At 59.7% G+C, this 26,014-nt stretch carries 25 protein-coding genes; 11 read left to right on the forward strand and 14 right to left on the reverse strand.

What is annotated here, in order from left to right; genetic code table 11:
* Nucleotides 1–63: 63 nt before the first annotated feature.
* Complete coding sequence (locus tag ACFOZ5_RS10845; protein WP_379887133.1) at nucleotides 64–1,353, reverse strand: HlyC/CorC family transporter; 1,290 nt, start codon at nucleotides 1,351–1,353, stop codon at nucleotides 64–66.
* Between the two features lie 58 nt (nucleotides 1,354–1,411).
* Nucleotides 1,412–2,218 carry a cytochrome C assembly family protein gene (locus tag ACFOZ5_RS10850; protein WP_379887135.1) on the reverse strand — a complete coding sequence of 269 codons (807 nt, stop codon included), beginning with the start codon at nucleotides 2,216–2,218 and terminating at the stop codon, nucleotides 1,412–1,414.
* Nucleotides 2,219–2,445: 227 nt separating this feature from the next.
* Between ACFOZ5_RS10850 and ffh the strand changes: the two genes are divergently transcribed.
* The 10 genes from ffh to recJ all read left to right on the forward strand — a co-directional run bounded on the left by ffh (nucleotide 2,446) and on the right by recJ (nucleotide 12,519).
* On the forward strand, nucleotides 2,446–3,834 hold the full coding sequence (ffh, locus tag ACFOZ5_RS10855; protein WP_379887137.1) for a signal recognition particle protein: 1,389 nt from the start codon (nucleotides 2,446–2,448) through the stop codon (nucleotides 3,832–3,834).
* A gap of 143 nt (nucleotides 3,835–3,977) precedes the next feature.
* Nucleotides 3,978–4,220 carry a 30S ribosomal protein S16 gene (gene rpsP, locus ACFOZ5_RS10860; RefSeq protein ID WP_379887139.1) on the forward strand — a complete coding sequence of 81 codons (243 nt, stop codon included), beginning with the start codon at nucleotides 3,978–3,980 and terminating at the stop codon, nucleotides 4,218–4,220.
* A 21-nt stretch (nucleotides 4,221–4,241) separates the two neighbouring features.
* Nucleotides 4,242–4,769, forward strand: a complete 528-nt coding sequence (gene rimM, locus ACFOZ5_RS10865) for a ribosome maturation factor RimM (protein WP_379887141.1) — start codon at nucleotides 4,242–4,244, stop codon at nucleotides 4,767–4,769.
* A gap of 3 nt (nucleotides 4,770–4,772) precedes the next feature.
* Nucleotides 4,773–5,519: a tRNA (guanosine(37)-N1)-methyltransferase TrmD gene (gene trmD / locus ACFOZ5_RS10870; protein WP_379887143.1), complete on the forward strand. Its 747-nt coding sequence runs from the start codon at nucleotides 4,773–4,775 to the stop codon at nucleotides 5,517–5,519.
* Nucleotides 5,520–5,559: 40 nt separating this feature from the next.
* On the forward strand, nucleotides 5,560–5,916 hold the full coding sequence (gene rplS / locus ACFOZ5_RS10875; protein WP_379887145.1) for a 50S ribosomal protein L19: 357 nt from the start codon (nucleotides 5,560–5,562) through the stop codon (nucleotides 5,914–5,916).
* A gap of 156 nt (nucleotides 5,917–6,072) precedes the next feature.
* Nucleotides 6,073–7,014, forward strand: a complete 942-nt coding sequence (gene xerD, locus ACFOZ5_RS10880; RefSeq protein WP_379887147.1) for a site-specific tyrosine recombinase XerD — start codon at nucleotides 6,073–6,075, stop codon at nucleotides 7,012–7,014.
* Between the two features lie 142 nt (nucleotides 7,015–7,156).
* Nucleotides 7,157–7,918 carry a thioredoxin fold domain-containing protein gene (locus tag ACFOZ5_RS10885; RefSeq protein WP_379887149.1) on the forward strand — a complete coding sequence of 254 codons (762 nt, stop codon included), beginning with the start codon at nucleotides 7,157–7,159 and terminating at the stop codon, nucleotides 7,916–7,918.
* 95 nt (nucleotides 7,919–8,013) lie between these two features.
* Entirely contained in the window at nucleotides 8,014–9,315 is a 1,302-nt protein-coding gene (locus tag ACFOZ5_RS10890; protein WP_379887151.1) for a homoserine dehydrogenase, read from the forward strand.
* Nucleotides 9,316–9,326: 11 nt separating this feature from the next.
* The gene (gene thrC, locus ACFOZ5_RS10895) at nucleotides 9,327–10,727 is read left to right on the forward strand and encodes a threonine synthase (RefSeq protein WP_379887154.1); all 1,401 of its coding nucleotides are present in this window, start codon (nucleotides 9,327–9,329) and stop codon (nucleotides 10,725–10,727) included.
* A 43-nt stretch (nucleotides 10,728–10,770) separates the two neighbouring features.
* Nucleotides 10,771–12,519 carry a single-stranded-DNA-specific exonuclease RecJ gene (recJ, locus tag ACFOZ5_RS10900; protein ID WP_379887156.1) on the forward strand — a complete coding sequence of 583 codons (1,749 nt, stop codon included), beginning with the start codon at nucleotides 10,771–10,773 and terminating at the stop codon, nucleotides 12,517–12,519.
* A gap of 78 nt (nucleotides 12,520–12,597) precedes the next feature.
* Here the strand turns inward: recJ and lnt are convergent, their stop codons facing one another.
* The 5 genes from lnt to miaB all read right to left on the reverse strand — a co-directional run bounded on the left by lnt (nucleotide 12,598) and on the right by miaB (nucleotide 17,949).
* Nucleotides 12,598–14,169: an apolipoprotein N-acyltransferase gene (lnt, locus tag ACFOZ5_RS10905; RefSeq protein WP_379887158.1), complete on the reverse strand. Its 1,572-nt coding sequence runs from the start codon at nucleotides 14,167–14,169 to the stop codon at nucleotides 12,598–12,600.
* On the reverse strand, nucleotides 14,159–15,007 hold the full coding sequence (locus ACFOZ5_RS10910; RefSeq protein ID WP_379887159.1) for an HlyC/CorC family transporter: 849 nt from the start codon (nucleotides 15,005–15,007) through the stop codon (nucleotides 14,159–14,161). Before ACFOZ5_RS10910 ends, lnt begins: the two co-directional genes overlap by 11 nt.
* Nucleotides 15,004–15,477, reverse strand: a complete 474-nt coding sequence (gene ybeY, locus ACFOZ5_RS10915) for an rRNA maturation RNase YbeY (RefSeq protein WP_379887161.1) — start codon at nucleotides 15,475–15,477, stop codon at nucleotides 15,004–15,006. Before ybeY ends, ACFOZ5_RS10910 begins: the two co-directional genes overlap by 4 nt.
* Entirely contained in the window at nucleotides 15,474–16,454 is a 981-nt protein-coding gene (locus ACFOZ5_RS10920) for a PhoH family protein (RefSeq protein ID WP_379887163.1), read from the reverse strand. Before ACFOZ5_RS10920 ends, ybeY begins: the two co-directional genes overlap by 4 nt.
* Nucleotides 16,455–16,602: 148 nt before the next feature.
* Nucleotides 16,603–17,949: a tRNA (N6-isopentenyl adenosine(37)-C2)-methylthiotransferase MiaB gene (gene miaB, locus ACFOZ5_RS10925; RefSeq protein ID WP_379887165.1), complete on the reverse strand. Its 1,347-nt coding sequence runs from the start codon at nucleotides 17,947–17,949 to the stop codon at nucleotides 16,603–16,605.
* A 192-nt stretch (nucleotides 17,950–18,141) separates the two neighbouring features.
* Here miaB and trmH point away from each other — a divergent pair, with 192 nt between their 5' ends.
* The gene (gene trmH / locus ACFOZ5_RS10930; protein ID WP_379887167.1) at nucleotides 18,142–18,849 is read left to right on the forward strand and encodes a tRNA (guanosine(18)-2'-O)-methyltransferase TrmH; all 708 of its coding nucleotides are present in this window, start codon (nucleotides 18,142–18,144) and stop codon (nucleotides 18,847–18,849) included.
* A gap of 3 nt (nucleotides 18,850–18,852) precedes the next feature.
* Here the strand turns inward: trmH and ACFOZ5_RS10935 are convergent, their stop codons facing one another.
* The 7 genes from ACFOZ5_RS10935 to gatB form a co-directional block, all read right to left on the reverse strand.
* Nucleotides 18,853–19,158 carry a type II toxin-antitoxin system RelE/ParE family toxin gene (locus tag ACFOZ5_RS10935; RefSeq protein WP_379887169.1) on the reverse strand — a complete coding sequence of 102 codons (306 nt, stop codon included), beginning with the start codon at nucleotides 19,156–19,158 and terminating at the stop codon, nucleotides 18,853–18,855.
* Nucleotides 19,155–19,376, reverse strand: coding sequence for an addiction module protein (locus ACFOZ5_RS10940; RefSeq protein WP_379887171.1), 222 nt, complete (start codon nucleotides 19,374–19,376; stop codon nucleotides 19,155–19,157). The genes ACFOZ5_RS10935 and ACFOZ5_RS10940 overlap by 4 nt, the downstream gene beginning before the upstream one ends.
* A gap of 56 nt (nucleotides 19,377–19,432) precedes the next feature.
* Nucleotides 19,433–20,452, reverse strand: coding sequence for a nucleoid-associated protein (locus tag ACFOZ5_RS10945; RefSeq protein ID WP_379887173.1), 1,020 nt, complete (start codon nucleotides 20,450–20,452; stop codon nucleotides 19,433–19,435).
* 135 nt (nucleotides 20,453–20,587) lie between these two features.
* On the reverse strand, nucleotides 20,588–22,246 hold the full coding sequence (cysN, locus tag ACFOZ5_RS10950; RefSeq protein ID WP_379887175.1) for a sulfate adenylyltransferase subunit CysN: 1,659 nt from the start codon (nucleotides 22,244–22,246) through the stop codon (nucleotides 20,588–20,590).
* Between the two features lies 1 nt (nucleotide 22,247).
* A complete protein-coding gene (gene cysD, locus ACFOZ5_RS10955) occupies nucleotides 22,248–23,156 on the reverse strand; it encodes a sulfate adenylyltransferase subunit CysD (RefSeq protein WP_379887177.1) in 909 nt (302 codons plus the stop codon).
* 181 nt (nucleotides 23,157–23,337) lie between these two features.
* Nucleotides 23,338–23,805, reverse strand: coding sequence for a PilZ domain-containing protein (locus tag ACFOZ5_RS10960; protein ID WP_379887179.1), 468 nt, complete (start codon nucleotides 23,803–23,805; stop codon nucleotides 23,338–23,340).
* Nucleotides 23,806–24,542: 737 nt separating this feature from the next.
* On the reverse strand, nucleotides 24,543–25,994 hold the full coding sequence (gene gatB / locus ACFOZ5_RS10965) for an Asp-tRNA(Asn)/Glu-tRNA(Gln) amidotransferase subunit GatB (RefSeq protein WP_379887181.1): 1,452 nt from the start codon (nucleotides 25,992–25,994) through the stop codon (nucleotides 24,543–24,545).
* Nucleotides 25,995–26,014 lie beyond the last annotated feature (20 nt).

A 26,014-nucleotide genomic window follows, 5' to 3' on the forward strand; every position in this document is an offset into this window, starting at 1 on the left:
AAGAAATCGGTTAAATCTTAATCTTTCTAAAAAGCGTCAGTTAGATCTTGCCGGTATAAGGTGTCAGGAGGCCTTTTTCCGTCTGAAGGTTTTCTTCTTCGGTATTGGGTGGACAATGGCTGCTTTCACCACATTGTCCTTGATCTGCAGGACCTCGGTCCGGTGGCCATGGATGACAAGGCACACGTTGGTTTCCGGAATGGATTCCAGGGTTTCCGTAATCAGGCCGTTGAGGGTTTTGGGTCCGTCGATAGGCAGTTTCCAGCCCAGGTCCCTGTTGATGATACGAACCGCTGCGCTGCCATCAATGATGAAGGTACCGTCGTCCTGGGGGATGATATCCGGGCTCGTTTCCGAGTAGTCGGTGGTGAAGTCACCGACGATTTCCTCAAGTATGTCCTCAAGTGTGGCGATTCCCAATACATCCCCGTATTCGTCCACCACGATGCCAAAGCGACGCTTGGCTTTCTGGAAGTTGATCAGTTGGGTGTTCAGTGGTGTGCTTTCCGGAATGAAGTAGGGTTCCCGCGAGAGCTGCATCAACATGGCCTTATTGATGTCTTCCTGCATAAGCAGGCGCGAGATGTTGCGCAGGTGCAATACACCCTGGATGTTATTGATGTCTCCCTTGTAGATCGGGAGCCGGGTGTGTTGGCTGGTGCGGAGCTGGCGCAGGATGGTGTCGATGTCATCCTCGAGATCCACGCCCACGATCTCGTTGCGGGGAACAATGATGTCGTTCACCGTGACTTTTTCCAGGTCGAGGATGCTGACCAGCATGTCCTTGTGCTTGGACGGGATCAGTGATCCGGACTCATTGACCAGGGTTCGGAGCTCCTCCCTGGACAGGTGGTCCGAGCTGGCATCCTCTGTGGAAACCCGCAGCATTCGGAGTATCGCAGTGGTGAACAGATTGACCGCCCACACTACCGGGTAGAGGATCTTCAGCAGGGGGCCGAGTACGTGGCTGGCGGGAAAGGCGATCTTTTCGGGGAACAGCGCTGCCAGTGTCTTGGGGGTTACCTCCGCAAATATCAGGATGACAATGGTCAGCGCGACGGTGGCGATGGCGATGCCGGCGTCACCCCAGAGCCGGATGGCGATGACCGTCGCGATGGCCGAGGCAAAGATATTGACGAAATTGTTGCCGATCAGGATGACGCCGATCAGCTGGTCCGTGCGCTGTAGCAGTGACTGGGCTCGCCGGGCACCGCGGTGACCGGTCTTGGCCATGTGCTTGAGGCGGTACCGGTTCAGGGACATCATCCCGGTTTCCGAGCTGGAGAAGAACGCCGACAGTACAATCAGGCCGGCAAGGAGGATGAACAGCGCCGTGAGCGATGCCTCGTTCAAGAGATGGGGTCCTTTTATTGCTGATAAACGGGAAAAATAGGGGGCGTGGTATCCGGTGTCAACCGGCCCGGTGGAACACCAGTTCCAGCACGAACTTGCTCCCATAATAAGCAAGCATCAGCAGGATGCAGCCCGCCAGGGTCCAGCGGCTTGCGGTGATGCCTCGCCAGCCCTGGGTCTGCCGTCCAATCAGGAGTGATGCGAATACCGCCAGGGAAATCAGCGAGAACACGGTCTTGTGGGCCAGGTCCTGGGCAAACAGGTCGCTGACGAACACAGCGCCAGTGACAATGGCCAGCACGAGCAGTATGACACCCGCCCACAGCAGCTCGAACAGGAGTGATTCCATGGTCTGCAGTGGCGGCAGGTTGCGCACAAGCGGACTGTTGTAGTTGTGCTTGAGCTGGCGGTTCTGAAAATACAGCAGCAGGGCCTGGCCCGCCGCCAGGGTAAACAGGCTGTAGGCGGTGACCGACAACGCGATGTGGGACAGAATGCCCCAGTCGTCCCTTTGTATGAAGCGCGGTGGTGTGTGGGTCAGCAGGGCAAACACCACCGTCAGTCCGGCCAGCGGATAAGCGCCCAGGAACAGGCTGGCTACCGGCTTGGCGTGGTTCATTACCAGCAGGATGGCGACCACCAGCCAGGAAATCAGCAGCGAGCTCTGGAAAAATCCGAGGTTAAGGGCCCCGTCGACGAACAGTGTCTGCCACAGCAGCAGTCCGTGGGCCACCAGGCCCAGAGCACCGATGACGGCGACCACATGCCGATTGATCTCAATCCGCCCGCGAAAGCCCAGCGCCTGCAGGGCTGTACCAATGCTGTAGAGGAGCAGGGTGGTTACGGCGAGAATCAGCGTTCCCATGGCATTCCTGGCTGGTGGTTATGTGATAAGGTCCGGGCTTCCTGCTTAAACAGGCGGTGGAATTTGCCGGGTTGGTCGTTTCAGCGCGTTAGTCTGGTTATAATGTCGCGATTGTGCAACCGGAATCAACCGGTTTGCGTTTGCAGTCATGCTCTTGGGTCGGTTTCGGCGGCCCGCATGATGCGGACGTCTCAGCAATTCATTCTTCAGGGCTTACGGATACCATCATGTTTGAAAACCTGACAGATCGACTCTCGGGGAGTCTCAGGAAAATTTCCGGCCAGGCCAAGCTGACCGATGACAATATAAAGGAAACGCTGCGCGAGGTTCGCATGGCCCTGCTGGAGGCCGACGTTGCCCTGCCGGTGGTGAAGTCCTTTGTCGAGGGTGTGCGTCAGCGCGCGCTGGGTCAGGAGGTGCAGCGCAGTCTTTCTCCGGGCCAGGTGTTCGTGAAGGTCGTCCAGCAGGAGCTTGAACAGGTGATGGGCTCCGGCGACGAGAGGCTGAACCTGTCCGTGCGCCCGCCGGCCGTGATCATGATGGCCGGCCTGCAGGGTGCGGGTAAGACCACCACGGTGGCCAAGCTCGCCCGCCTGCTGAGGGAGCGGGAAAAGAAATCCGTTATGGTGGTGAGCGCCGACGTCTACCGGCCGGCGGCCATCAGGCAACTGGAAACCCTGGCGGGTGAAGTGGGGGTGGAATTCTTCCCCAGCTCTGCCGATCAGGACCCGGTCGCCATCGCTGAGGGCGCCATCGATGCCGCCCGCAAGAAGCACATTGATGTGGTGATCCTGGACACTGCCGGCCGCCTGCATGTGGACGAGCAGATGATGGGTGAGATCGGCCGCCTGCATAAAGCGGTCAGCCCGGCGGAAACCCTGTTCGTGGTAGACGCCATGACCGGCCAGGACGCCGCCAATACCGCCAAGGCATTCAGCGATGCATTGCCATTGACCGGTGTGGTACTGACCAAGACGGATGGCGATGCCAGGGGCGGCGCGGCATTGTCCGTGCGGCATATCACCGGCAAGCCCATCAAGTTTATGGGTGTGGGCGAGAAATCTGATGCCCTGGAGCCATTCCATCCGGACCGGGTGGCGTCGCGGATCCTCGGCATGGGTGACGTGCTGTCCCTTATAGAGGAAGCCGAGCGCAAGCTGGACAAGCAGAAAGCGGAAAAACTCACCAAAAAGATCAAGAAGGGCAAGAGTTTTGATCTGGAGGACTTTCGTGACCAGTTGCAGCAAATGAAGAGCATGGGCGGTATCGGCGGCATGCTGGACAAGCTGCCCGGCATGGGGCAGATGGCCCAGATGGCGCAGAGTCAGGTCAACGACAAGTCCTTTGGGCAGATGGAAGCCATTATCTGTTCCATGACACCCAAGGAGCGTCGTTACCCGGACAGCATTAACAACTCCCGCAAGCGCCGTATTGCCTCCGGCTCCGGTACCCAGATCCAGGATATAAATCGTCTTCTCAAACAGCACAAGCAGATGCAGAAGATGATGAAAAAGTTTGGCAAGAAAGGCGGTATGCAGAACATGATGCGGGGCATGCAGGGAATGATGCCACCGGGCGGTGGCGGCGGAGGCATGCCGCCTATGGGCCGTAGGTAGAAATCGACAGCGGTTGGCTGTTTTCTTTGCCGGGGAATTAGCATAGAATAGCGCCCCTTTCGAGTATGGGTCGACGTGCCACCGCAGTCGTGGTTGGTGCGCATCGTATAAAGTTCGCACAACAGAACAGGATATTGGTCGAAATGGTAACAATCCGTTTGGCTCGTGGCGGCGCCAAGAAGCGTCCCTTCTACCACCTGGCAGTCACAGACAGCCGTAATGCACGTGATGGTCGTTTTATCGAGCGTGTAGGTTTCTTCAACCCGGTAGCCCGTGGTCAGGAAGAGCGCCTGCGCGTTGACCAGGAGCGCGTGGATCACTGGATCAAGCAGGGCGCCCAGCCGTCCGAGCGTGTCGCACAGCTGTTGAAGGCTGCCGCCAAGTAACAGACTTACCGGGGTTCGGGCATGGCACAGCATCCGCAGGAAACTGTGATCGGCCGGATTACCTCGGTCTTCGGGGTCAAGGGGTGGCTCAAGGTCTACTCCTATACTGACCCTGTTGACGGCATACTGAACTACCGCCACTGGACATTGCTCCAGGATGGCAAGCGTATCGCCGCCGAGCTTGAGACCGGTCGCCGCCAGGGGCAGGGGATTGTGGTCAAGCTCAAGGGAATTGATGATCGGGACCTCGCCCGAACCTACGGTGGTGCCGAGATCCGGGTGCCGCTGGAGGAGTTGCCGGAACTGCCGGAAGGCGAGTACTACTGGTATCAGCTGGAAAAGCTGGACGTGTTTACGGTTGAGGGTGAGCGCCTGGGTAAGGTGCATCATCTGCTGGAAACGGGGTCCAACGACGTTCTGGTTGTCAAGGCAGACGACGCCTCCATTGACCAGCGCGAGCGCCTGATTCCCTATCTGCCGGACCAAGTGGTTCGTGAGGTGGATCTGACGGCCGGGCGCCTGGTCGTGGACTGGGACCCGGAGTTCTGAGGGGTGTGGATAGGCGCGATCAGTCTGTTCCCCGACATGTTCGGTGCGGTCACCGATTACGGTATTACCGGCAGGGCAGTGCGTGACGGGTTATTGACCCTTCAGAGCTGGAACCCGAGGGACTTTACCCATGACCGGCATCGCACGGTGGATGACCGGCCATACGGTGGCGGTCCCGGCATGCTGATGAAGATTCAGCCGTTGCGGGATGCTATCCATGCCGCCCGCAAGGAGGCACCGGGCAAGGCCTGTGTGGTTTACCTGTCGCCCCAGGGCGAGAGAATGAGCCAGCAGGTGGTGGAGTCACTGGCTTCACAGGACAGTCTGATTCTCGTGGCAGGTCGCTACGAGGGTGTTGACGAACGCCTGATCTCGACGGAAGTCGATCGGGAAGTGTCACTGGGAGATTTTGTTCTTTCCGGTGGCGAACTGGCGGCCATGGCCGTCATTGATGCGGTGGCACGCCTCATCCCCGGAGCGCTGGGTCATGCGCAGTCAGCAGAGCAGGATTCCTTTGCTGATGGTCTGCTGGATTGTCCGCACTACACCCGGCCCGAGATTTACGAGGGTCAGGCGGTGCCGGATGTATTGTTGGGCGGTCACCACGAACAGATCCGGCGCTGGCGGCTGAAAGAGTCGCTGAGGCGAACCCGGGAGCGACGCCCCGACCTGCTGGAGCAGCGGGTGCTGACGGACGAAGAGCGTGAGCTGCTGGACGAGATTTTAAACGAACCGGGTGCCTCTGATTGAATCAGGGCATTATGAGATTGGGTATCAGGAGCACATAACGATGAGTGGCAAGAACGACATCATCAGTCAGATTGAATCAGAACAGATCAACAGGGAAATCCCGGAGTTTGCACCGGGCGACACCGTGGTTGTCCAGGTCCGCGTGACCGAGGGTAACCGTGAGCGTCTGCAGGCCTTTGAAGGCGTGGTTATCGGTAAGCGTAACCGTGGCATCAACTCTTCCTTTACCGTTCGCAAGGTGTCTTACGGTGTGGGTGTTGAGCGTACTTTCCAGACGTTTTCCCGTCTGATCGACAGCATTTCCGTGAAGCGTCGCGGCGATGTTCGTCAGGCCAAGCTGTACTACCTCCGCGAACTGTCCGGCAAGGCCGCACGGATCAAGGAAAAGCTGGGCTGATATCAGTCTGGTGGAACAGGCTGCGACGGGTTTGCAAACCGGTGGCAGCTTTCCTGAAAAGGGCAGCTCCGGCTGCCCTTTTTTGCGTCAGGCGGCCGCAGTAGACTCTGCGAAACACGCCGTCAGGGCATGTAAGCCTTCTGGAGGTCTGGGGTCATGAGCACCCGTGTGCCGAAAAGCGCAATCAGGGATGAGGATGACCAGGTTATCCAGCGATTCCTGGATGCGTTGTGGCTGGAAGATGGTCTGGGCGAGAAGACTCGCGCCGCCTATGGCAGTGATCTTCGCAAGCTGGCCCATTGGCTGTCGGTGAGGCCGGCGGCTCCGCTTCTGCAGCAGGCTGCCCGCGACGATCTTCTGGGCTGGATCTCCGCGGCTTTCGCCGAAGGTCGAAAGAATGCCACAGCGGCCCGTCGCCTGTCGGGACTCAGGCGGTTTTACCGTTATTTGCTGCGGGAACACCTGATCACCGAAGACCCCACCCTGCGTATCGAAAGCCCCCGCCTGTCTCGCCGTTTGCCGGAATCCCTCTCTGAGGCGGACGTGGAAGCATTGCTGGATGAACCCCTGGGAGACCAGGTGCAGGATCAGCGCCTGGAGCTCCGGGACCGGGCCATGCTGGAGATCCTCTATGGGTGTGGGCTGCGGGTCAGTGAACTGGTCTCGCTGCGGGTTGATCAGGTCAATCTGCGTCAGGGCGTGGTCCGGGTTACCGGCAAGGGCGACAAGGAGCGCCTGGTGCCGCTGGGGGAGGAGGCGGTGGACTGGCTGCTGCGCTATATGAATGAAGCCAGGGGTGAGCTGCTGCGTGGCCGTGTCTCCGATGACCTGTTCCCCGGTAACCGGGGCACCGCCATGAGCCGCCAGGCGTTCTGGTACCGGGTCAGGCATTACGCCCGGCGGGCCGACATCCGCAAGAAGTTGTCGCCGCATACGCTGCGCCATGCCTTTGCCACCCATCTGCTTAACCATGGTGCCGACCTGAGGGTGGTGCAGATGCTGCTGGGGCATGCGGACCTCTCCACCACCCAGATCTACACCCATGTCGCGCGACAGCGTTTGCAGGATCTGCACCAGTCTCATCACCCCCGGGGTTAGTGCCCGTCCGGGCGACCCGCTGAACTTTTTCATCCCATCCCAGTCACATTAGCGTGATCGGAAAATTGCCTCGGCATAACGGCTCTGTTTTACTGAAGCCCTGATTACATCCAACCCATTTACCCAGTACACAGGAATATTCATGAGTCATACCTTCCCCCGATTGTTGCCGGCATCGGCAACGGGTCTGGCCGCGGGCCTGGCGCTGTCTCTGTTTGCCGTTGTACCCGTCGCTCAGGCCGAGAGTCCCGAGGAAACCATTACTGAACGTCTTAACCAGGCGGTTCCTGGGCTGCGGATTGACAGCGTGTCGGAGTCGGTCGTTTCGGGTCTGTATGAAGTCAGGACCAACAACCGGGACATGATCTACGCCACCGAAGATGGCGAGTACCTGATCGCTGGCGAGCTGATGCAGCTTACTGACGAAGGGGTGGTCAATGTGACCGAACAGGCCCGATCCGGTGACCGTGCCAAAACCATGGAGGCCTTCGGCGATGATGGTGTGATTGCCTTCAAGGCGGCGGGCGAAGAAAAGGCAGTGGTGAGCGTGTTCACCGATATCGACTGCCCCTACTGTCGCAAACTTCATGATGAGATGGGGCGCATCAACGAGCTGGGCATTACCGTGAACTACTACGCCTTTCCCCGTTCGGGTACCGGTACCCCGTCGTTCCTCAAGTACGAGTCGGTATGGTGTTCTGATGACCCGCAGGCCGCCATGAGCCGTGCCAAGGCGGGCGCGCAGATCGAAGAGCGTACCTGTGACAACCCGGTCGGTGAGCAGTACCAGCTTGGGCAGCGCATTGGTGTCACCGGGACGCCGGCCATCGTGCTGGAAGATGGCAGCATGATTCGTGGTTACGTGCCGGCGGACAAGCTGGCCGAGGGCCTGGGACTGCTGTGAGCTGCCGCCGGTTATGAGTCCGGTGGTGCTGTTCTGAGCCCGGCTAATCGGTATACTATGCCCGCAAAACATTCAGCGGGCATTGAGGTGAAAGCTTGAAAGAAGTCAGGGTCGGAATCTGCGGATTGGGAACCGTCGGTGGCGGGACATTTAACGTGTTGGCCAGGAATGCCAGCCTGATTTCCGGTCGTGCTGGCTGCAGTATCCGGACCGCGCGGGTGGCGACACGCACCTGGCGGGATGATATTGATCTGGGGGACATTCCCTTCAGCACCGATATCATGGACGTGGTCAACGATCCCGATGTGGATGTCGTGGTTGAACTGATCGGTGGCTACGAGACGGCCCGTGAACTGGTCCTCGCCGCCATCGCAAAGGGCAAGCACGTGGTCACCGCCAACAAGGCCCTGATTGCTGTCCACGGCAACGAGATCTTCGAGGCCGCTGACAACGCCGGTGTTGTGGTTGCCTACGAAGCCGGCGTTGCCGGTGGTATCCCCGTTATCAAGGCAATCCGTGAAGGCATGGCAGCCAACCGTATTGACTGGCTGGCCGGCATCATCAACGGTACCGGCAACTACATTCTCACGGAGATGCGCAAGGGCCGGGCCTTCAACGAGGTGCTCCAGGAAGCGCAGGACCTGGGCTACGCGGAGGCGGATCCGACCTTTGATGTGGAAGGGGTGGATGCAGCCCACAAGCTCACCATCATGGCTTCCGCCAGCTTCGGTGTGCCGCTTCAGTTTGAACGGGCCTACACCGAGGGTATCTCCCGTCTGACGCCTTATGATATTGCCCACGCTGAACTGCTGGGCTACCGCGTCAAGCACCTGGGTATCGCCCGTCGTCGGGAAGGCGGTATCGAACTGCGTGTGCATCCCACCCTGGTACCCCAGAGTCATCTGATTGCGCAGGTGGATGGTGTGCTGAATGCCGTATTGATGGATGGCGACGCCGTTGGCCAGACCATGTACTACGGCCCGGGGGCCGGTGACGAAGCGACTGCTTCGGCTGTTATTGCCGATATCGTGGACGTGGCCCGGGCTGTCCAGGGCGGCAAGGAGGGCCGCGTGCCCTACCTGGGCTTCGCGCCCGAGGCCATCGAGAACCTCGAAGTGTTGCCCATGGAGTTCACCCAGTCGGCTTACTACCTGCGCATCCAGGCGTTGGACCGTCCGGGTGTGCTGGCCAAGGTGGCCTCCATTCTCAGTGAGCATGGCATCAATATCGAATCGATCATGCAGAAGGAATCCGAGGTCCATGACGGCCGGATTCCGGTCATCATCCTCACCCATACAGTACAGGAGCGCCAGGTCAATCAGGCCATTGAGGAACTGGAAGCCCTGGACGAAGTGGATGACCAGGTTGTTCGCATCCGCGCTGAAAACTTCAACTGACAGGTAAGCACGTGAGATACATCAGTACACGGGGTGAAGCCCCGGCCCTGGGCTTTGAGGACGTTCTTCTGACCGGTCTGGCAACGGACGGCGGGCTTTACGTACCGGAATCGCTGCCCCATTTCAGTCTTGAGGAGATCCGCAGCTGGCGGGGGCTGTCTTACAGCGAGCTGGCGTTCAACGTCATGTACCCGTTTGTGGACGATGCCATCCCTGAGGCGGAATTCCGCCAGATGCTGGAGGAGACGTATGCCGTCTTCGCCCACAAGGCTATCGCCCCCCTGGTCCAGCTGGACAGTAACGAATGGGTGCTTGAGCTGTTCCGGGGCCCGACCCTGGCGTTCAAGGACTTCGCCCTGCAACTGCTGGGGCGCCTGCTGGATTACGTGCTGGAAAAGCGTGGAGAGCATGCGGTCATCATGGGGGCTACGTCGGGCGATACCGGTTCTGCCGCCATTGAGGGCTGCCGTCGCTGCGAGCACGTGGATATCTTTATCCTGCACCCCCACGAGCGGGTATCCGAAGTCCAGCGCCGCCAGATGACTACTGTGCCTGGCGACAACATCCATAACATTGCCGTGAAGGGCAATTTTGATGACTGCCAGCGCATGGTCAAGGCCAGCTTTGGTGACCAGTCCTTTATGGGTGGCAAGGTCCGGCTGGCGGCGGTGAACTCCATCAACTGGGCCCGGATCATGGCCCAGATCGTATACTACTTCCAGGCATCTCTCTCCCTGGGTGGGCCTGACCGCTCCATGGCGTTCTCGGTGCCCACCGGTAACTTCGGAGATATCTTTGCCGGCTACCTGGCGAAGAAAATGGGGCTGCCCATCTCGCAACTGGTGATCGCCACCAACCGCAACGATATCCTGCATCGCTTCATGAGCGGCAACAAGTACGAGCAGCACCAGCTGGAGCATACTCTGTCGCCGAGCATGGACATCATGGTATCCAGCAATTTCGAGCGGCTGCTGTTTGACCTGCATGGCCGCGATGGCGCCGCCGTAAAGCGGTTGCTGGAGAATGCCGCCAAGGGGCCGGTCAGTATCGAGGACTATCGCTGGCGCCATGCCCGCAAACTGTTCGACAGTGAAGCGGTGGATGACAAGACCACCTGCGAGACCATCAGGCAGGTATATGACGACAACGAATACCTGCTGGACCCACACACCGCCATCGGCGTGAAGGCGGCCAGGGCCTGCCGAAGGGATAGCAGTGTGCCGATGATCACACTGGGCACGGCCCACCCCGCCAAGTTCCCGGATGCCATTGCTGAGGCCGGTCTGTCTGTCAAGCCGGAACTGCCTGCCCACATGGCGGACCTGTTCGAACGGGATGAGCGCTACACGGTGCTCGAGAACAATCTGACCGCCGTTCAGGACTTCATGGCAAAGCACTGGAAATACGCCTGATGAACCGGGAGGGGTTGCCCCTTCCGGCTACCACTGAGTGTCTATGACTCCCAAGAAAATTTTGCGCCGCCCTGGCTCCGAAACACCTCCGGACTGGGGCAGTGACCTGCCGCCGTTGCTCCGCCGACTCTACGCCTCACGGGGGGTCTCCTCAGATGAGGAGCTGAGCTATACCCTCAAGCACCTGGCATCTCCCATGCAGTTGCGGGGTATCGACCGGGCCGTGGAACTGCTGGCGGATGCCATCGAGCACCAGAAACGGGTGGTGATCCTCGGTGACTTTGACGCGGACGGGGCCACCAGCACGGCGGTGGCCATGCTGGGACTCTCCATGCTGGGACTGGGCCACATTGACTTTCGTGTGCCCAGCCGTTTTGCGGATGGCTATGGCCTGACACCGGGCATCATTCACCGGCTGGTGGAGGAGGGCGATACCCCGGATCTTCTGGTGACGGTGGACAATGGTATCTCTGCCCACGAAGGCGTGCTTGCTGCCCGGGAAGCGGGTATGAAGGTAGTGATTACCGATCACCACCTGGCCGGTGACAGGTTGCCGCAAGCGGACGCCATCGTGAATCCGAACCAGCCGGAGTGCCCCTTCCTGAGCAAGAATGCCGCCGGGGTCGGGGTGATGTTCTACGTACTGACCGCCTTGCGCAAGCACCTCCGGGAACTGGGCAGGCTACCCCGGCCGGAGCCCAACCTGGGCACCCTGCTGGACCTTGTGGCCCTTGGCACGGTGGCCGATGTGGTGCCGCTGGACCACAATAACCGCATCTTTGTGGAACAGGGCCTGCGGCGCATCCGGCAGGGTCTGGCCCGGCCGGGCATCCTGGCGTTGCTGAATGTGGCCGGGCGCGATCACACCGCGATCAGCTCCACTGATCTCGGTTTTGTTGTGGGCCCGCGCCTCAATGCCGCCGGACGCCTGGATGATATGAGTATCGGCATTGCCTGCCTGTTGGCGGATGACCCCGACGAGGCCCTGCGCCTGGCCCGGGAGCTGGATACCTTCAACCGGGAGCGGCGCACGATTGAGCGGGACATGAAGGCCCAGGCCCAGGAGTTGCTGGCATCCATGTCCCTTGACCTGGAGGGGTTGCCCTGGGGGCTGGCGTTGTTTGATCCGGATTGGCACCAGGGTGTCATTGGTATCCTGGCGGCCCGGATCCGCGAGCAGACCCACCGGCCCACCATTGCATTCGCGCCGGATGAGGATGGCCAGCAAATCAAGGGGTCAGCCCGCTCCATCCCTGGCCTTCACATCCGCGATGCCCTGACTGTAGTTGATGCCCGTCATCCCGGTCTGCTGAAGAAGTTTGGTGGCCACGCCATGGCGGCCGGCATGACCATTGCCGGCGACGATCTGGAGCGCTTCAGCAAAGCTTTTGATGAGGCGGTGAGAGAGGCTCTGACAGAAGACGACCTGGAGGCGGCTATTGTTACGGATGGCCCACTGAGTCCTGCCGAACTATGCCTGGAAACCGCGCACCTGCTGAAGCGGGCCGGGCCGTGGGGGCAGCATTTTCCGGAACCCCTGTTTGACGGCGACTTCCGGGTGATCAGCCAGCGCATCGTCGGCGAGAATCACCTGAAGCTGGTACTGCAACCGGTGGACGGTCGTGAGGCCATTGATGGCATTGCCTTCAACACCGGGCCCGAGGTGCCGGATTTCACCCGCTGTGGCGCCCGGGTAGTCTACAAGCCGGATGCCAATACCTTCCGCGGGCGCACCAGCCTGCAGTTGCTGATCGACTACCTGGAGCCCTGCTCTGTACCGAGTTCGCGTTAAACTTTCCCTCTCCCCTTGAGGGAGAGGGCCAGGGAGAGGGGGAGGTGCCCGCAGGGCGCCCGAGGTCGAACTGCGGGGTTAACCTCTCCCCCCTCTCCCCAGCCCCTCTCCCTCCAGGGGAAAGGGGCTAGTGGGAATCACCCGCTCCCGTACGAACACAATCAGTATCGCCACCAGGGTCAGTACCGGCCACGAGCCGGTCAGCATGAAGGGCGTATTGCCACTGACCGTGCGAATCTCGCCATCCATTACGGACCGTTCGAACTGGGGGATGCGCCCGGTGATCTGCCCTTTCTGATCAATCACCGCCGTTACCCCGTTGTTGGTGCCCCGTAGCATATAGCGACCGGTTTCCAGAGCACGCATACGGGCCATTTGCAGATGCTGGTGGGGGCCGATGGAATCCCCGAACCAGCCGTCGTTGCTGATAGTGACCAGCATATTGCCACGGCGGGCGTTCATGGCCACGAAATCCGGATAAGCCACCTCATAACAGATAGCGGGGGTCAGACGTGCCTCGCCGGCTGACAGTGGAGCCTGATATTGCGGGCCCGCGCTGAAGCTGGACATGGGCAGGTCGAAGAAGCCGATGATGCCCCGAAGCCACTGCTCCAGGGGAACATACTCACCAAATGGAACCAGCTTCTGCTTGTGGTACACCCCTTCACCCTGCTCGCCGATGGCCATGATCGAGTTATGGAAGGTGTAGTCCTCCCGGTCAGCACTGTAGGTGTACCAGGGGATGCCGCTGATCAGCGTGCTGTTCTCGCCAAGTTTGGACTGTATGTGCTCAATGATCGGCCCGGCCTGGTCCTGGGTGATGGGGATGGCCGTTTCCGGCCAGAGGATGATATCCCGGCTCCAGTCATCTTCGGTCAGGCCCAGGTAGATCACCAGTTGATCCCGCAGGAAGTCCGGGTCCCACTTCATCTGCTGGGGGATGTTGCCCTGCATGGTGGCGAAGCTCAGGGTATCTTCGGAAACCTCGGTCCACTGGATACGATTCAGTATCGGACCGGCCAGCCAGATGGCAAGGGTACAGGCGCCGACAATAGCTGCCCGGGTGGACTGCCTGGACCGGATCAGCCAGTACAGCCCATACAGGGCAGCGCCGGTGGCAATGACCATCAGGGTGATGCCGTGTACGCCGATAACCGGCGCCCAGCCGGCCAGCGGGCCATCCACGTGTGCGGTGCCCAGGTAGGACCAGGGGAAACCGGTTAACAGCCAGCCCCGAATCCAGTCCGCCAGCACCCATACCGCTGGAAAGAGAATCAGTCTCCGGGCCTGGCTGTGCTTTGCCAGTTTGCCCCAGAACCAGAAGGCCAGCCCGTGCACCAGGGCCAATCCGGCCACGAACAGCCCCATCAGTGTGACCGCAATGGGAATGGACGTGTTGCCATGTTCACTGATGCTGATATAGATCCAGGTGACGCTGGAGGCAAACAGCCCGAGGCCGGTCATCCAGCCGGCCAGGAACAGGTGCCTGGCCGCCAGAGGCAGTGCGGCAAATACGATCAGGGCGGCGGAGAGTGGCCCGACCCACCACCACTCCCAGGGAGACAGTGTGAGTGTCTGGAGTGCGCCCGCCAGCAACAGGGCCAGATTGTTGGCCCATCGTGGCGTTCTGGCCAGGGGGTTACTCGACATCGTCCCGCGTCACCTGCAGTAACCGGATAACCCGATTGTCGGCGTTGGCGATGGTAAACGTGAAGCCATAGAAGCTGATGGTTTCGCCCCGGCGGGGCAGGTGGCCGAACTCCTTGAGCACAATGCCACCAATGGTGTCGAACTCCTGCTCGTCCATTTCGGTGCCAAAGAACTCGTTAAAGTCTTCCACTGAGGTCATGGCTTTTACAGCCCAGGAACCGTCGCCGTGGGGTTTGATGTTGGTTTCCTCGTCGAAGTCATGCTCGTCCTCGATCTCACCAACAATCTGTTCCAGCACGTCCTCGATGGTAATCAGGCCGGCGGTACCACCATACTCGTCAACCACGATGGCCATGTGGTTGCGGGTTTCCTTGAATTCCTTGAGCAGCTGGTTGAGTCGCTTGCTCTCGGGCACGAAAGTGGGCGGGCGCAGGATCTCGCGGATGCGGTTCCAGTTCAGCTCGTTGTTGAGGGCCAGTGGCAGCAGGTCTTTCGCCAGCAGTACGCCGATGACATCGTCCTGGCTGTCGCCAATCACCGGGAAGCGACTGTGGGCGGAATCCATGATTTCCTTGAGGAAGGATTTGGGATCCTGGGAGCCCTTGACGGTCACCATCTGGGAGCGGGGGATCATGATTTCTTCGACGCGCATGTCGATCACCTGCATGGCGCCTTCGATGATGCTCATGGCATCGGTGTCGATGATGTTGTGTTCTTCGGCGTCGCGAAGGATCCCCAGCACGTCCTCAACGGACTCAGGCTCGCTGGAGAAAGCCTGGGATATTCGATCCAGCCAGGACTTTCTGTCCTGGCCGCGACTCGACTGATCGTCGCTCATGAGTGTGGTTCCGATTCCTCTGTCTCGTAGGGGTTGCCGTAGCCAAGTTTGGCCAGCAACCGGGTTTCCAGGGCTTCCATCACCTCGGCCTCATCATCTTCGATATGGTCGTAACCCTGAAGATGCAACAGGCCGTGAATGACCATGTGAGCCCAGTGTGCCTCGGTTGTCTTGTTCTGTTCCGTGGCCTCGCGGGCCACCACCGGCGCACAGACGACCAGGTCGCCGGCCAGAGGGACTGTTATACCGGCTGGCGCCTCAAATGGGAAGGACAGCACATTGGTGGGCCTGTCCTTGCCCCGGTACTGGTGATTCAGTGACCGGCTTTCGGTGTCGTCCACCAGGCGCAGGGTTACCTCGGAATCGTGCGTTTGTTGCCAGCCTGCCTGGGCCCAGCGGACAAGCTGATCGTCCGTGGGCAGGTCACCGGCGTCGGTGGCTCGCTGTATGTCCACGATCAGTTGGCTCATACCGGATCGCCGTCGCCGAAGGTGTCATAGGCTTCCACAATCCGTTGTACCAGCGGGTGACGGACCACGTCAGCCGACTCGAAGCGGGTAAAGCCGATTCCCGATACCTTGCTCAACACGCTGGCGGCATGAATCAGGCCGGAATTCTGCCCCCTTGGCAGGTCCACCTGGGTGGTGTCACCGGTGATCACCGCCGTGGAACCGAAGCCGATCCGGGTCAGGAACATTTTCATCTGTTCCCGGGTGGTATTCTGACTTTCGTCGAGAATGATGAAGGAGTTATTAAGGGTACGTCCGCGCATGAACGCCAGTGGAGCGATCTCGATCACGCTTTTTTCGATCAGACGGGTAACCTGGTCGAAGCCCAGCATCTCGTACAGCGCGTCGTATAGCGGCCGCAGGTAGGGGTCCACTTTCTGGGCCAGGTCGCCGGGCAGGAAGCCCAGTTTCTCACCGGCCTCGACAGCCGGGCGTACCAGCAGGATGCGTTTGACCTGTTCGTCTTTCAGGGCTTCGACGGCGCAGGCCACGGCAAGCCAGGTCTTACCGGTGCCAGCGGGGCCAATGCCGAAGTTGACGTCGTGGTTGCGGATATTGTGGACGTACTTCTGCTGGTTCTTGCCCCGGGGCCGGGCCTGCAGTTTTGGCGTTTTGATGACAATCTGGTTGCCGTCCCACTCGGAGGCCTGGGGCAGTCGCTCGAAGCCGGATTCCCGGATGAACAGGTGAACCGTCTCCGGGCTGATGTCGTCGGTGGCTTCGGTTTCCCGGTACAGGTGGCGGATGACCTCGGTGGCGGCGGTGGCGTTTTCCGGCGGGCCTTCGATGCGGAAATGATGGCCACGGCGGCCTACCCGGACGTCCATGCGGCGCTCTATATGCTTGAGGTGTTCATCAAACTGGCCGCACAGGACAGCCAGCCGGCGTTGGTCGGCCGGGCTCAGATCGAATTGTCGGGCTTCGGTGGTGGTAGTCAATCTTTCCTCTTTATCTGATTTGGGGGCCGGTCGCGGAGCTGGGTGATATTTCTTCCGGAAAAAGAACTCGCTGCGCTCAGACACCTTTTTCCTGCAGAAATATCACCCAGCACCACGACCGATCAGGCCATGGTTTTGATCCAGACCCTCAGTATAGTTCGTTGTTGACCGGCAAACCCCTCAGGGAGTTCGGTAACGCTTCCTTGATTTCCACATCAATAAAGTTGCCCACCACCTCGGGATCGTCGTGGCGGAAGTTGACGATGCGGTTGTTCTCGGTGCGACCGGCGTACTCGCCCGGGTCTTTCTTGGACAGGCCGGTGACGAGGATGCGCTGGGTGGTGCCAACCATCTTGCGGCTGATGTCCATGGCCTGCTGGTTGATGCGCTGCTGGAGGATAGCCAGGCGCTGTTTCTTGACGTCCATCGGGGTGTCGTCCGGCAGGTCGGCCGCCGGGGTACCGGGGCGGGCGCTATAGACAAAGCTGAAGGAGACATCAAAACCGATGTCGTTGATCAGCTTCATGGTGTCCTCGAAGTCTTTCTCGGTTTCCCCCGGGAAGCCGATGATGAAGTCGGATGAGAAGCTGATATCCGGGCGGATCTTGCGCAGGCGGCGTAGCTTGGATTTGTACTCCAGAGCTGTATGGCCACGCTTCATGGCAGCCAGGATGCGGTCGGAGCCGCTCTGGACCGGCAGGTGCAGGTGGCTGACCAGTTCCGGAACCCGCTCGTAGACGTCAATCAGGGCATCGGAGAACTCCACCGGGTGTGAGGTGGTGTAACGGATGCGGTCGATGCCATCGATGGTGGCGATGAGCTCGATCAGTTCCGCCATGTCCATAACGTCGCCGTCGTGGGTTTCGCCGCGGTAGGCGTTGACGTTCTGGCCCAGCAGGTTCACTTCCCGCACGCCCTGGCTTGCGAGGTGGGCGACTTCCACGATTACGTCGTCCACCGGGCGGCTGACTTCCTCGCCACGGGTGTAGGGCACCACGCAGAAGGTGCAGTACTTGCTGCAGCCTTCCATGATGGAAACGAAGGCGGACGGACCGTCGGCGCCCGGGGACGGCAGGTTGTCGAACTTCTCGATCTCCGGGAAACTGACGTCCACCACGCCGACGCCATCACCCTTGGTCTTGATTTCGGTGATCATGTCCGGCAGACGGTGCAGGGTCTGGGGGCCGAACACCATGTCCACGTAGGGGGCCCGGTCGATGATGGTCTGGCCTTCCTGGCTGGCCACGCAACCGCCCACGCCGATGATCAGCTCAGGCTTGTGCTTCTTGAGACTCTTCCAGCGGCCGAGCTGATGGAACACCTTGTCCTGGGCCTTTTCCCGGATGGAACAGGTGTTCAGCAACAGGATGTCGGCGTCTTCCGGTGTGTCGGTCATTTCCACCGCTTCGCCGGTCTTGAGCAGGTCCGCCATGCGGGCGGAATCGTACTCATTCATCTGGCAGCCGTGGGTCTTGATAAAAAGCTTCTTGGCCATGGGTCTCAACTAACGTAATGAATGTTGTGCCGGAGGACGGGGTGGCACCGGGCATTGGCGAAATTGGACCGGGTATTATAACGGTGTGGCTATTCATCAACCACCGTTGTCTCGGTTAGTTGGTAGAAGGTTGTGGTAAAATTCCGGGTTTTCCGGCAAACAAGCTTTCCGAACGCAGTAGAAGACCTGAATATGACTCCCGAACGCCTTGCCCGCATCAAGCAGATCCTGGACACCCGTCAGCCGGATCTCAGCGTACTGACCGATCAGGTCCACAAACCCCGCAACCTGTCCGCCATTATCCGCTCCTGCGATGCCTTTGGCCTGGCCAACATGCATGTGGTGTGGCCGAAGGAGGGCTTCCGGGCGTTCCGCAAGACCGCCGGCGGCAGCTATAACTGGGTGCGCACTCACACCCATCCGACCATGGGTGAGGCCATGGCCTCCCTGAAGGCCAGCGGGCACAAGGTCTACGCTGCGCAGCTTTCTGACCGGGCGGTGGATTATCGCGAGGTGGATTACACGGTGCCCTGCACGGTAATTATGGGTAATGAGGTGGACGGGGTCAGTGACAGGGCGTCGGACGAGGCGGATGAGCACATCATCATTCCCATGATGGGCATGGTGGAATCCCTGAACGTCTCGTCCGCCTGCGCCATCATCCTGTCCGAGGCCCAGCGCCAGCGAAAGCTGGCGGGCCTGTTCGACCAGCGCCGCCTGCCGGATGACGAGTACATGCGCCTGCTGTTCCAGTGGTGCCAGCCAACCGTCAAGCGCTACTGCGACGACCGCAAGCTGCCATACCCGCCGATTGATCCGGAGACAGGTGAGTTAATCGACGGGGTAGGGTGGATGAATGAGGTGCGGCGGCAGCGGCATCCGGATCTGGTTGAGGATTAATACCTATTGGTCTTCCAGTCGCTTTTGAGCTTTGTATGGGGTTCTTCTGGTATCGAGGATTGCCACAACACTGACTACGTCGTTTTCCATATCGTAGTAGATCAGAAACGGGAATCGCTTGGCTGGGCAGCAATAGTAGCCGAGCCGCTTTTGGTGGATGCCTGCGAAGAACTCAAGTGACTCGATATCGGTGGTCACGGAATCGAAGAAGTATCTCCCCAGCCCTTCCAATAGTTCGTCATAGAACATCGTGGCGTTATCGATGTCTCTGATGGCCTCATCCGTGAGTCTCACTGTCCTGGGTTTCATGTTTTTGGGCCGCGCTCCTTCAACTGGTCAAGACTCAGGTAGTTCACCTGGTTTTCCTGAATCCGGGAGGCTCGGCGCTGTAGTTCTTCTTCGTGCCAGTGGGGCGAAGCAGGCAGCTCACTGTCGCGGGTCAATGCGTCCCAGAGCTGTTCCATGGCCCTGATTTTCTCAAGACTGGTCATGCGGTCGACGTTGTCCATGGTTTTGTCCGTAGTCATGATGGTATGCCCTTAGTATGCATCAGATGCCGGACGGGTTCATAACACCTACACCTTCACTCGCTTTCGCGCCCTTCCAGATACCGTTGCAACTGCTCCCGCAGGGCTTTGGGCAGGCGGGTGATGGTCAGCGCGTCCTTGTCACGGTCGTAATAGACCGCCTGGTTCACCAGGTCGGAGGAGAATGACAGGCTCATGCCGCCGCCGGAACCGGCGATCCGGACCAGTTTCTTGACCTTGCGGTGGTCCGGGTGCAGCACGCCGCTTTCCGGGACCTCCGCGTTCTGGGAGGCGAATTCCCGGAATCGTTCCGGCTGGCTTTCGTCCAGGTAGCCTGAAAGGGCGCCGATCTCCACCGGTTCGCCCAGGGCGTGCTGTTCCTTGCAGAATTCGTAGGCCTTGGCGCGGACTTCGCCGGCCTTTTCCGGTTCCGAGGTCTTGGCGAAAGCCTCTACCGCGTCCAGGAAAGTGACCGTTTCTTTTTCCACGTCCACCTGGTTGGTGAAGCCGCACAGGCGGATGAACAGGTCGCCGCCTTCACCGGTACCCCGGCCATGGATCAGGGTCAGGTAGTTTTCCGCGGTTTGGTCGCCAAGCCAGTCGTCCAGTTCGATGCGAACCGCCAGGTTCAGGCGTGACAGGCTGAGCACGTCGGTAGCGTCCAGGGCCTGGTTGCCGTCGAAGCGCATGGCGCTGTCGGACTCCAGTACCAGCAGGTAGGCCACTTCACCATCCGCCAACGCCTCGTGCACCAGCATCAGGTGGCCGGCGAATTCCTCCTGGGCGCTATTAAGCAGGTCCTGGAACTGACCGAACAGGCGATCGGTGAGGGAGGCGAAGGTCTGCTTCTCCTCCATATAATCCTTCAGCCAGGCGCTGAACGGACTTTCGCCGATGTCCTCGGAGAAGCGCCCATATTTTTTCCCGGGCTTGCTGTTGAACAGTCGCTTCATCTGCTTGTGCAGCATCTCGTAGTCGCCACCGGGCTCCTGAAGGGGCTCTCCGGTCTGCAGGCGGGCGGGCTGGCCCGGCTGGTACTGGCTGGCAAAGGCGGTTCGGAGTTGCTTGATGGCCATAGAAGCACGAATCCTGATGGGGATAATTAATGGGTCATGATTTTGCCATGGAGAGGCGGCCAGTAACACGGGTGCAAACGAAAACAGCCCCGGTTTCCGAGAAAACCGGGGCTGTTTCTGTAACAGGTCAGTTGATCAGACCCGCTTGCCCCGCAACAATCCCTGAATTAGATCATTCACTGCTTCGGGGACGGCTTCTTCGCTGTCCGCACGGACGCTGACAGAGGCCACGTCAGTGCCAAGGTTGACGGCAACCGCAATCAGGCCATGGGCCGACAGCAGCTGCGCGGTACGGCGGCGGTCGTCGGCGGTGCCGGCGTTGTTCTCGGTGAGTACCACCGCGGTCTTGCCCTGGTCGAACAGGGCCCGCTCCACGGCAACGGCCAGATCGTCCGCTTTGCGGCCGTTACAGGCGACGATGGCCGGCTTCTGCGCCAGGCGTCGCTCACGCTCCTCGGCGGTCACCGGGTCAAGGGACTCAACCTCGCCTGCGGTACCAGCAACCATGCCGGCGCCGACGGTGACGTTGGTCAGCCGGTCGATGACGATAAAGCTGCCGGTTGCGTGGTTGCGTGGGTAGGCATCAAACGCGATGGGCTGGCTCAGGGTCAGCTCGCACAGGCCGATTTCGTTCAGGGCCAGCTGTGCAGGGTTGGCACTCTGTTCAAGCGTATTCACGTCGGTCTGGTGATGGATCTTTTTCACCGTGCCTGAGGTGTAGGTGGGCCCCAGCTTGATGTCATAGAGGCGACCGGTTTCCAGTGGCGCGTCGGTCATCCAGACGATGTTGGCGGTGAAACGGTTGCCCACCTCCGGCTCGTCTTCCACCTTGACCAGCATGTCGCCCCGGCTGACGTCGATCTCGTCATTCAGGGTCAGGGTAACGGCCTGGTCGATATAGGCTTCTTCAAGATTGCCATCGAACGTGACAACCTCTTTGATGGTGCTGGTGCGGCGGGAGGGCAGCGCCATCACTTCATCGCCCGGGCGGATCACGCCAGAGGCAATGGTGCCGCAGAAGCCGCGGAAGTTCAGGTTGGGGCGGGTGACATACTGCACCGGGAAGCGGAAGTGCTCGAGGTTCTTGTCACGGAAAACATCCACGGTTTCCAGGATTTCCATCAGCGGCTGGCCGGTGAACCAGGGCGTGTTTTCGCTCTTGTTCACCACGTTGTCGCCTTCCAGGGCGGAAATCGGCACGAAGCGGATGTCCTTCAGGCCCAGCTTGGCGGCGAAGGCCAGGTAGTCTTCCTTGATCTCGTTGAACCGTTCCTCGCTGAAGTCCACCAGGTCCATCTTGTTCACGGCGACCACCACGTGGCGGATGCCCAGCAGCGATGCGATGTAGGAGTGGCGACGGGTCTGGGTCAGCACGCCATAGCGGGCGTCGATCATCAGGATCGCCAGTTGTGCGGTGGACGCACCGGTGGCCATGTTGCGGGTGTACTGCTCATGGCCCGGGGTGTCGGCGATGATGAACTTGCGCTTGTCGGTGGAGAAGTAGCGGTAGGCCACATCGATGGTGATGCCCTGTTCCCGCTCCGCCTGCAAACCGTCCACCAGCAGGGCCAGGTCCAGCTTTTCGCCGGTGGTACCCATCTTGGCGCTGTCGGTCTTGAGACTGGCCATATGATCTTCGTAGATCATCTTGGTGTCGTGGAGCAGGCGGCCGATCAGGGTACTCTTGCCGTCATCCACGCTGCCGCAGGTCAGCAGGCGCAGCAGTTCCTTGTTTTCGTGCTGTTTCAGGTAGGCCTGAATATCTTCTGCAATCAGTTCAGACTGGTGTGACATGTTAGAAGTACCCTTCCCGCTTTTTCTGTTCCATGGAGCCGGCTGAATCGTGGTCGATCACGCGGCCCTGACGTTCGGAGCTGGTGGCCAGCAGCATTTCCTGGATGATGTCCGGCAGGGTATCCGCCTCGGATTCAATGGCACCGGTCAGTGGATAGCAGCCCAGGGTGCGGAAGCGTACCGATTTCATCATCGGCTCCTCGCCTTCCTTCAGGGGCATGCGGTCATCGTCCACCATGATCAGGGTGCCGTCCCGTTCGACCACCGGACGCTTGGCCGCATAGTAAAGAGGGACAATCTCGATATTCTCGAGGTAGATGTACTGCCAGATGTCCAGTTCTGTCCAGTTGGACAGGGGGAAGACGCGGATACTCTCGCCCTTGTTGATCTTGCCGTTGTAGATATTCCACAGCTCCGGGCGCTGGTTCTTGGGGTCCCAACGGTGGTATTCATCCCGGAAGGAGTAAACCCGTTCCTTGGCCCGGGACTTCTCCTCATCCCGGCGAGCGCCGCCGAAGGCGGCGTCGAACTTGTACTTGTCCAGGGCCTGCTTGAGGGACTGGGTCTTCATGATGTCGGTGTGTTTGGCGCTACCGTGGGTAAACGGCCCCACGCCCTGCTTCACACCTTCTTCGTTGATGTGGACGATCAGGTCGAGACCGTATTCCTTCGCCTTACGGTCGCGGAAATCAATCATCTCCCGGAATTTCCAGGTGGTGTCCACATGCATCAGAGGAAACGGCGGTTTGCCCGGATAGAACGCCTTGCGGGCCAGGTGCAGCATGACCGCGGAATCCTTGCCGATGGAGTAGAGCATCACCGGGTTGTCAAACTCTGCAGCCACCTCCCGGATGATGTGGATGCTTTCAGCTTCCAGCTGTTTCAGATGGGTCAGGTTGTACGTGGTCATAGTTCAGCTCACCGAGTGCCTGGGGTGTGCCCAGGAAGGAGTCAAATAGGTTCAAATTGAGGATGAACACTATATCAGGGAGCGATGCTTATAAGAAGGTGAGCTAGTAGAGTTTACGGCTATAACAATATGCAGCCAGTGTCAGGCTGGTTATAGCCGGAAGGGGCAGAACAGGGGGTGATCAGACGGTGCGGTCAGTGAGCAGTCGGTGGACGTACTGGTCGACATAATCGAAACCACGGCCGTCGAAATCCACGAACCGAACGCCCAGGTGAAACTCGTCCCTGGCCATGCGACGCAGGTGCGCGATATGGCAGCGGGCCGAGAGCTGTACGGACTGCTGAGCAAGCACCGGCACTTCGAAACGGGCGTTGACGTCGATCCAGTCGCCGGGTGCGGGAGCGCGTTTGCCGGGAATCAGGGTTTCGGTAATGGCGGTGGTGCAGCGGATCATCATGCCGGAGCGGGACAGGTTGCAGATGTCGCATTCGATGGGCGGCTGGCCGGGACGGTTGAGGGTGACCTTCATGTCAACGTCCACGCGCTGCTGGTCCCGAAGATTGGGTTCCGCGGCACGAGGCTTTACCCGCATTGGTTTGGCGGACTCGACGTCGAGTGGCTTTCCCATGGCTTCACCTTGTTCGATCATGCTACCTGTCGTTCCCCGAAGGCGGTAACGAATCTCTGAAAAAGCCCCTGGTTCGCGTCCTGCGATCCTGCCCACTGTCTCTCTGTCGGTGTGTCCTCGCCGGCTATAACATCAACCGGTGCCAGGCCTCCTTTTCAGAGGCTCGTAGAAACCTAACGTAACTTCGGACTGTGATTACGATTTTACATTTCCATGGCAGTGTAACTGGTTGATTACTGACCAGCAAGGTAGTGTGTCGTGATGTGTGTCATATAATTAAACATCTGTTTGAGTTTTGACTTGGGTGCATGGGTGCATGGGTGTTGGGCCGGGGGACCTTTTCTTCGCTGCAATTCACGGACCATCCATGGTCCGACCTTGCACCGCGCCATCCCTGGCGCTGCTACGAAAAGGTCCCCCGGCCCAACACCCTCGAGCCTGGGCGCTATCTTCGGGGACAACAAAGCGGTATGCCGCCTTACAGTGGGTCTAGCCCGCGATTGAAATCAAGGCTTGGTGTCGTCGTGTTTCTGCATAGCATTGACTAGCGTTTTTGAGAAAGCCGTTTTCAGGTGGCTTTGTTGGCGGTTTTCCCTCAGGTATGACGGGACCGGGGGTGGTACCCCTTTTGAAGCAGCGCCATGGATGGCGCGGTGCAAGGTCGGTACAGGACGTACCGTGAATTGCAGCGGAAAAAGGGGTACCACCCCCGGTCCCAGCCCGAAAACCTGAAGGCTGGGCCCGAGATCAGGGAGTAATCAACCGCCAAGTTTCTTCTGAAGAATCTCGTTAAACAGCTTGGGGTTCCCCTGGCCCTTGGACGCTTTCATCAGCGGGCCCATAAAGCCACCCAGCATCTTCTTCCGCTTCTTGGGGTCTTCCTCGTTCTGGTACTGGGCCACCTGATCCGGCATGCCGGCCAGGACCTCATCCACCATCTTCTCCAGCTCACCGGTATCGGAGACCTGCTTCAGGCCCTTGGCGTCGATGATTCCGTCGACACTGTCGTTCTCACCCGTCCAAAGAGCCTCAAACACCTTCTTGGCGCCCGCAGAGGATATTGTATTGTCCGCGATGCGGGTCACCAGCGCGCCCAGCTGGGCGCCGGAGATGGGTGAGTCGGCGACCGCCTTCTCCTCGGCGTTCAGGCGGGCGGAGAACTCGCCCAGAATCCAGTTGGCGGACAGCTTGGCGTCCTCGCCATGGCTCACGGTCTCTTCAAAGAAGGCGGCGAGTTTCGAATCACTGGCCAGCAAACCGGCGTCATAGTCATTCAGACCGTACTGCTCCTGGAAGCGGGCCTTACGGGCATCCGGCAGTTCCGGCAGGCTGTTGCGCGCCTCTTCGATAAAAGCCTCGTCCAGTTCCACCGGCAACAGGTCCGGGCAGGGGAAGTAGCGGTAATCGTTGGCTTCCTCCTTGGTGCGCATGGAGCGGGATTCATCCCGGTCACCGTTGTAAAGGCGGGTTTCCTGCACGATGGTGCCGCCGTCCTCGAGGATGTCCATCTGCCGCTCCACCTCGTGGGCAATGGCCTGTTCCATGAAGCGGAAGGAGTTGAGGTTCTTGGTCTCGGTGCGGGTGCCGAGCGTGTCGGAACCCCTGGGTTTGAGGGAAATGTTGACGTCAAAGCGCATGGAGCCCTGGGACATGTCCCCGTCGCAGATACCCAGGGAGGTGACGATGCCATGGAGCTTTCTGGCGAAGGCTACGGCTTCCTCGGCGTTGTTCATGTCCGGCTCGGTCACCACTTCGATCAGTGGCGTGCCGGCCCGGTTCAGGTCCACGCCGGTCATGCCGTGAAAATCCTCGTGCAGGGACTTGCCAGCGTCTTCTTCCAGGTGAGCGTGGTGAATGCGCACCCGCTTGGTCTCGCCATTGCCCAGGTCGATATCCACATGGCCGGGACCGACAATCGGCCGCTCCAGCTGGGTGGTTTGATAACCCTTGGGCAGATCCGGGTAGAAGTAGTTCTTGCGTTCGAAAACGGAGCGGCGTTCGATCTCCGCATTGACTGCCAGACCGAACATCACCGCGTAGCGGAAGGCCTGTTCATTGGGTACCGGCAGGGTGCCCGGCATGGCCAGGTCAACGGCATTGGCCTGGGTGTTGGGCTCGGCGCCATAGGCGGTGCTGGAGCCGGAAAAGATCTTGGTTCGGGTGGCGAGCTGAACGTGAATTTCCAGCCCGATTACGATATCCCATTGCATCTGAAGCTCTCCTTCGTCGG

It is taken from the genome of Marinobacter lacisalsi (assembly GCF_042651045.1).
In the GTDB taxonomy this organism is placed as follows: domain Bacteria; phylum Pseudomonadota; class Gammaproteobacteria; order Pseudomonadales; family Oleiphilaceae; genus Marinobacter; species Marinobacter lacisalsi.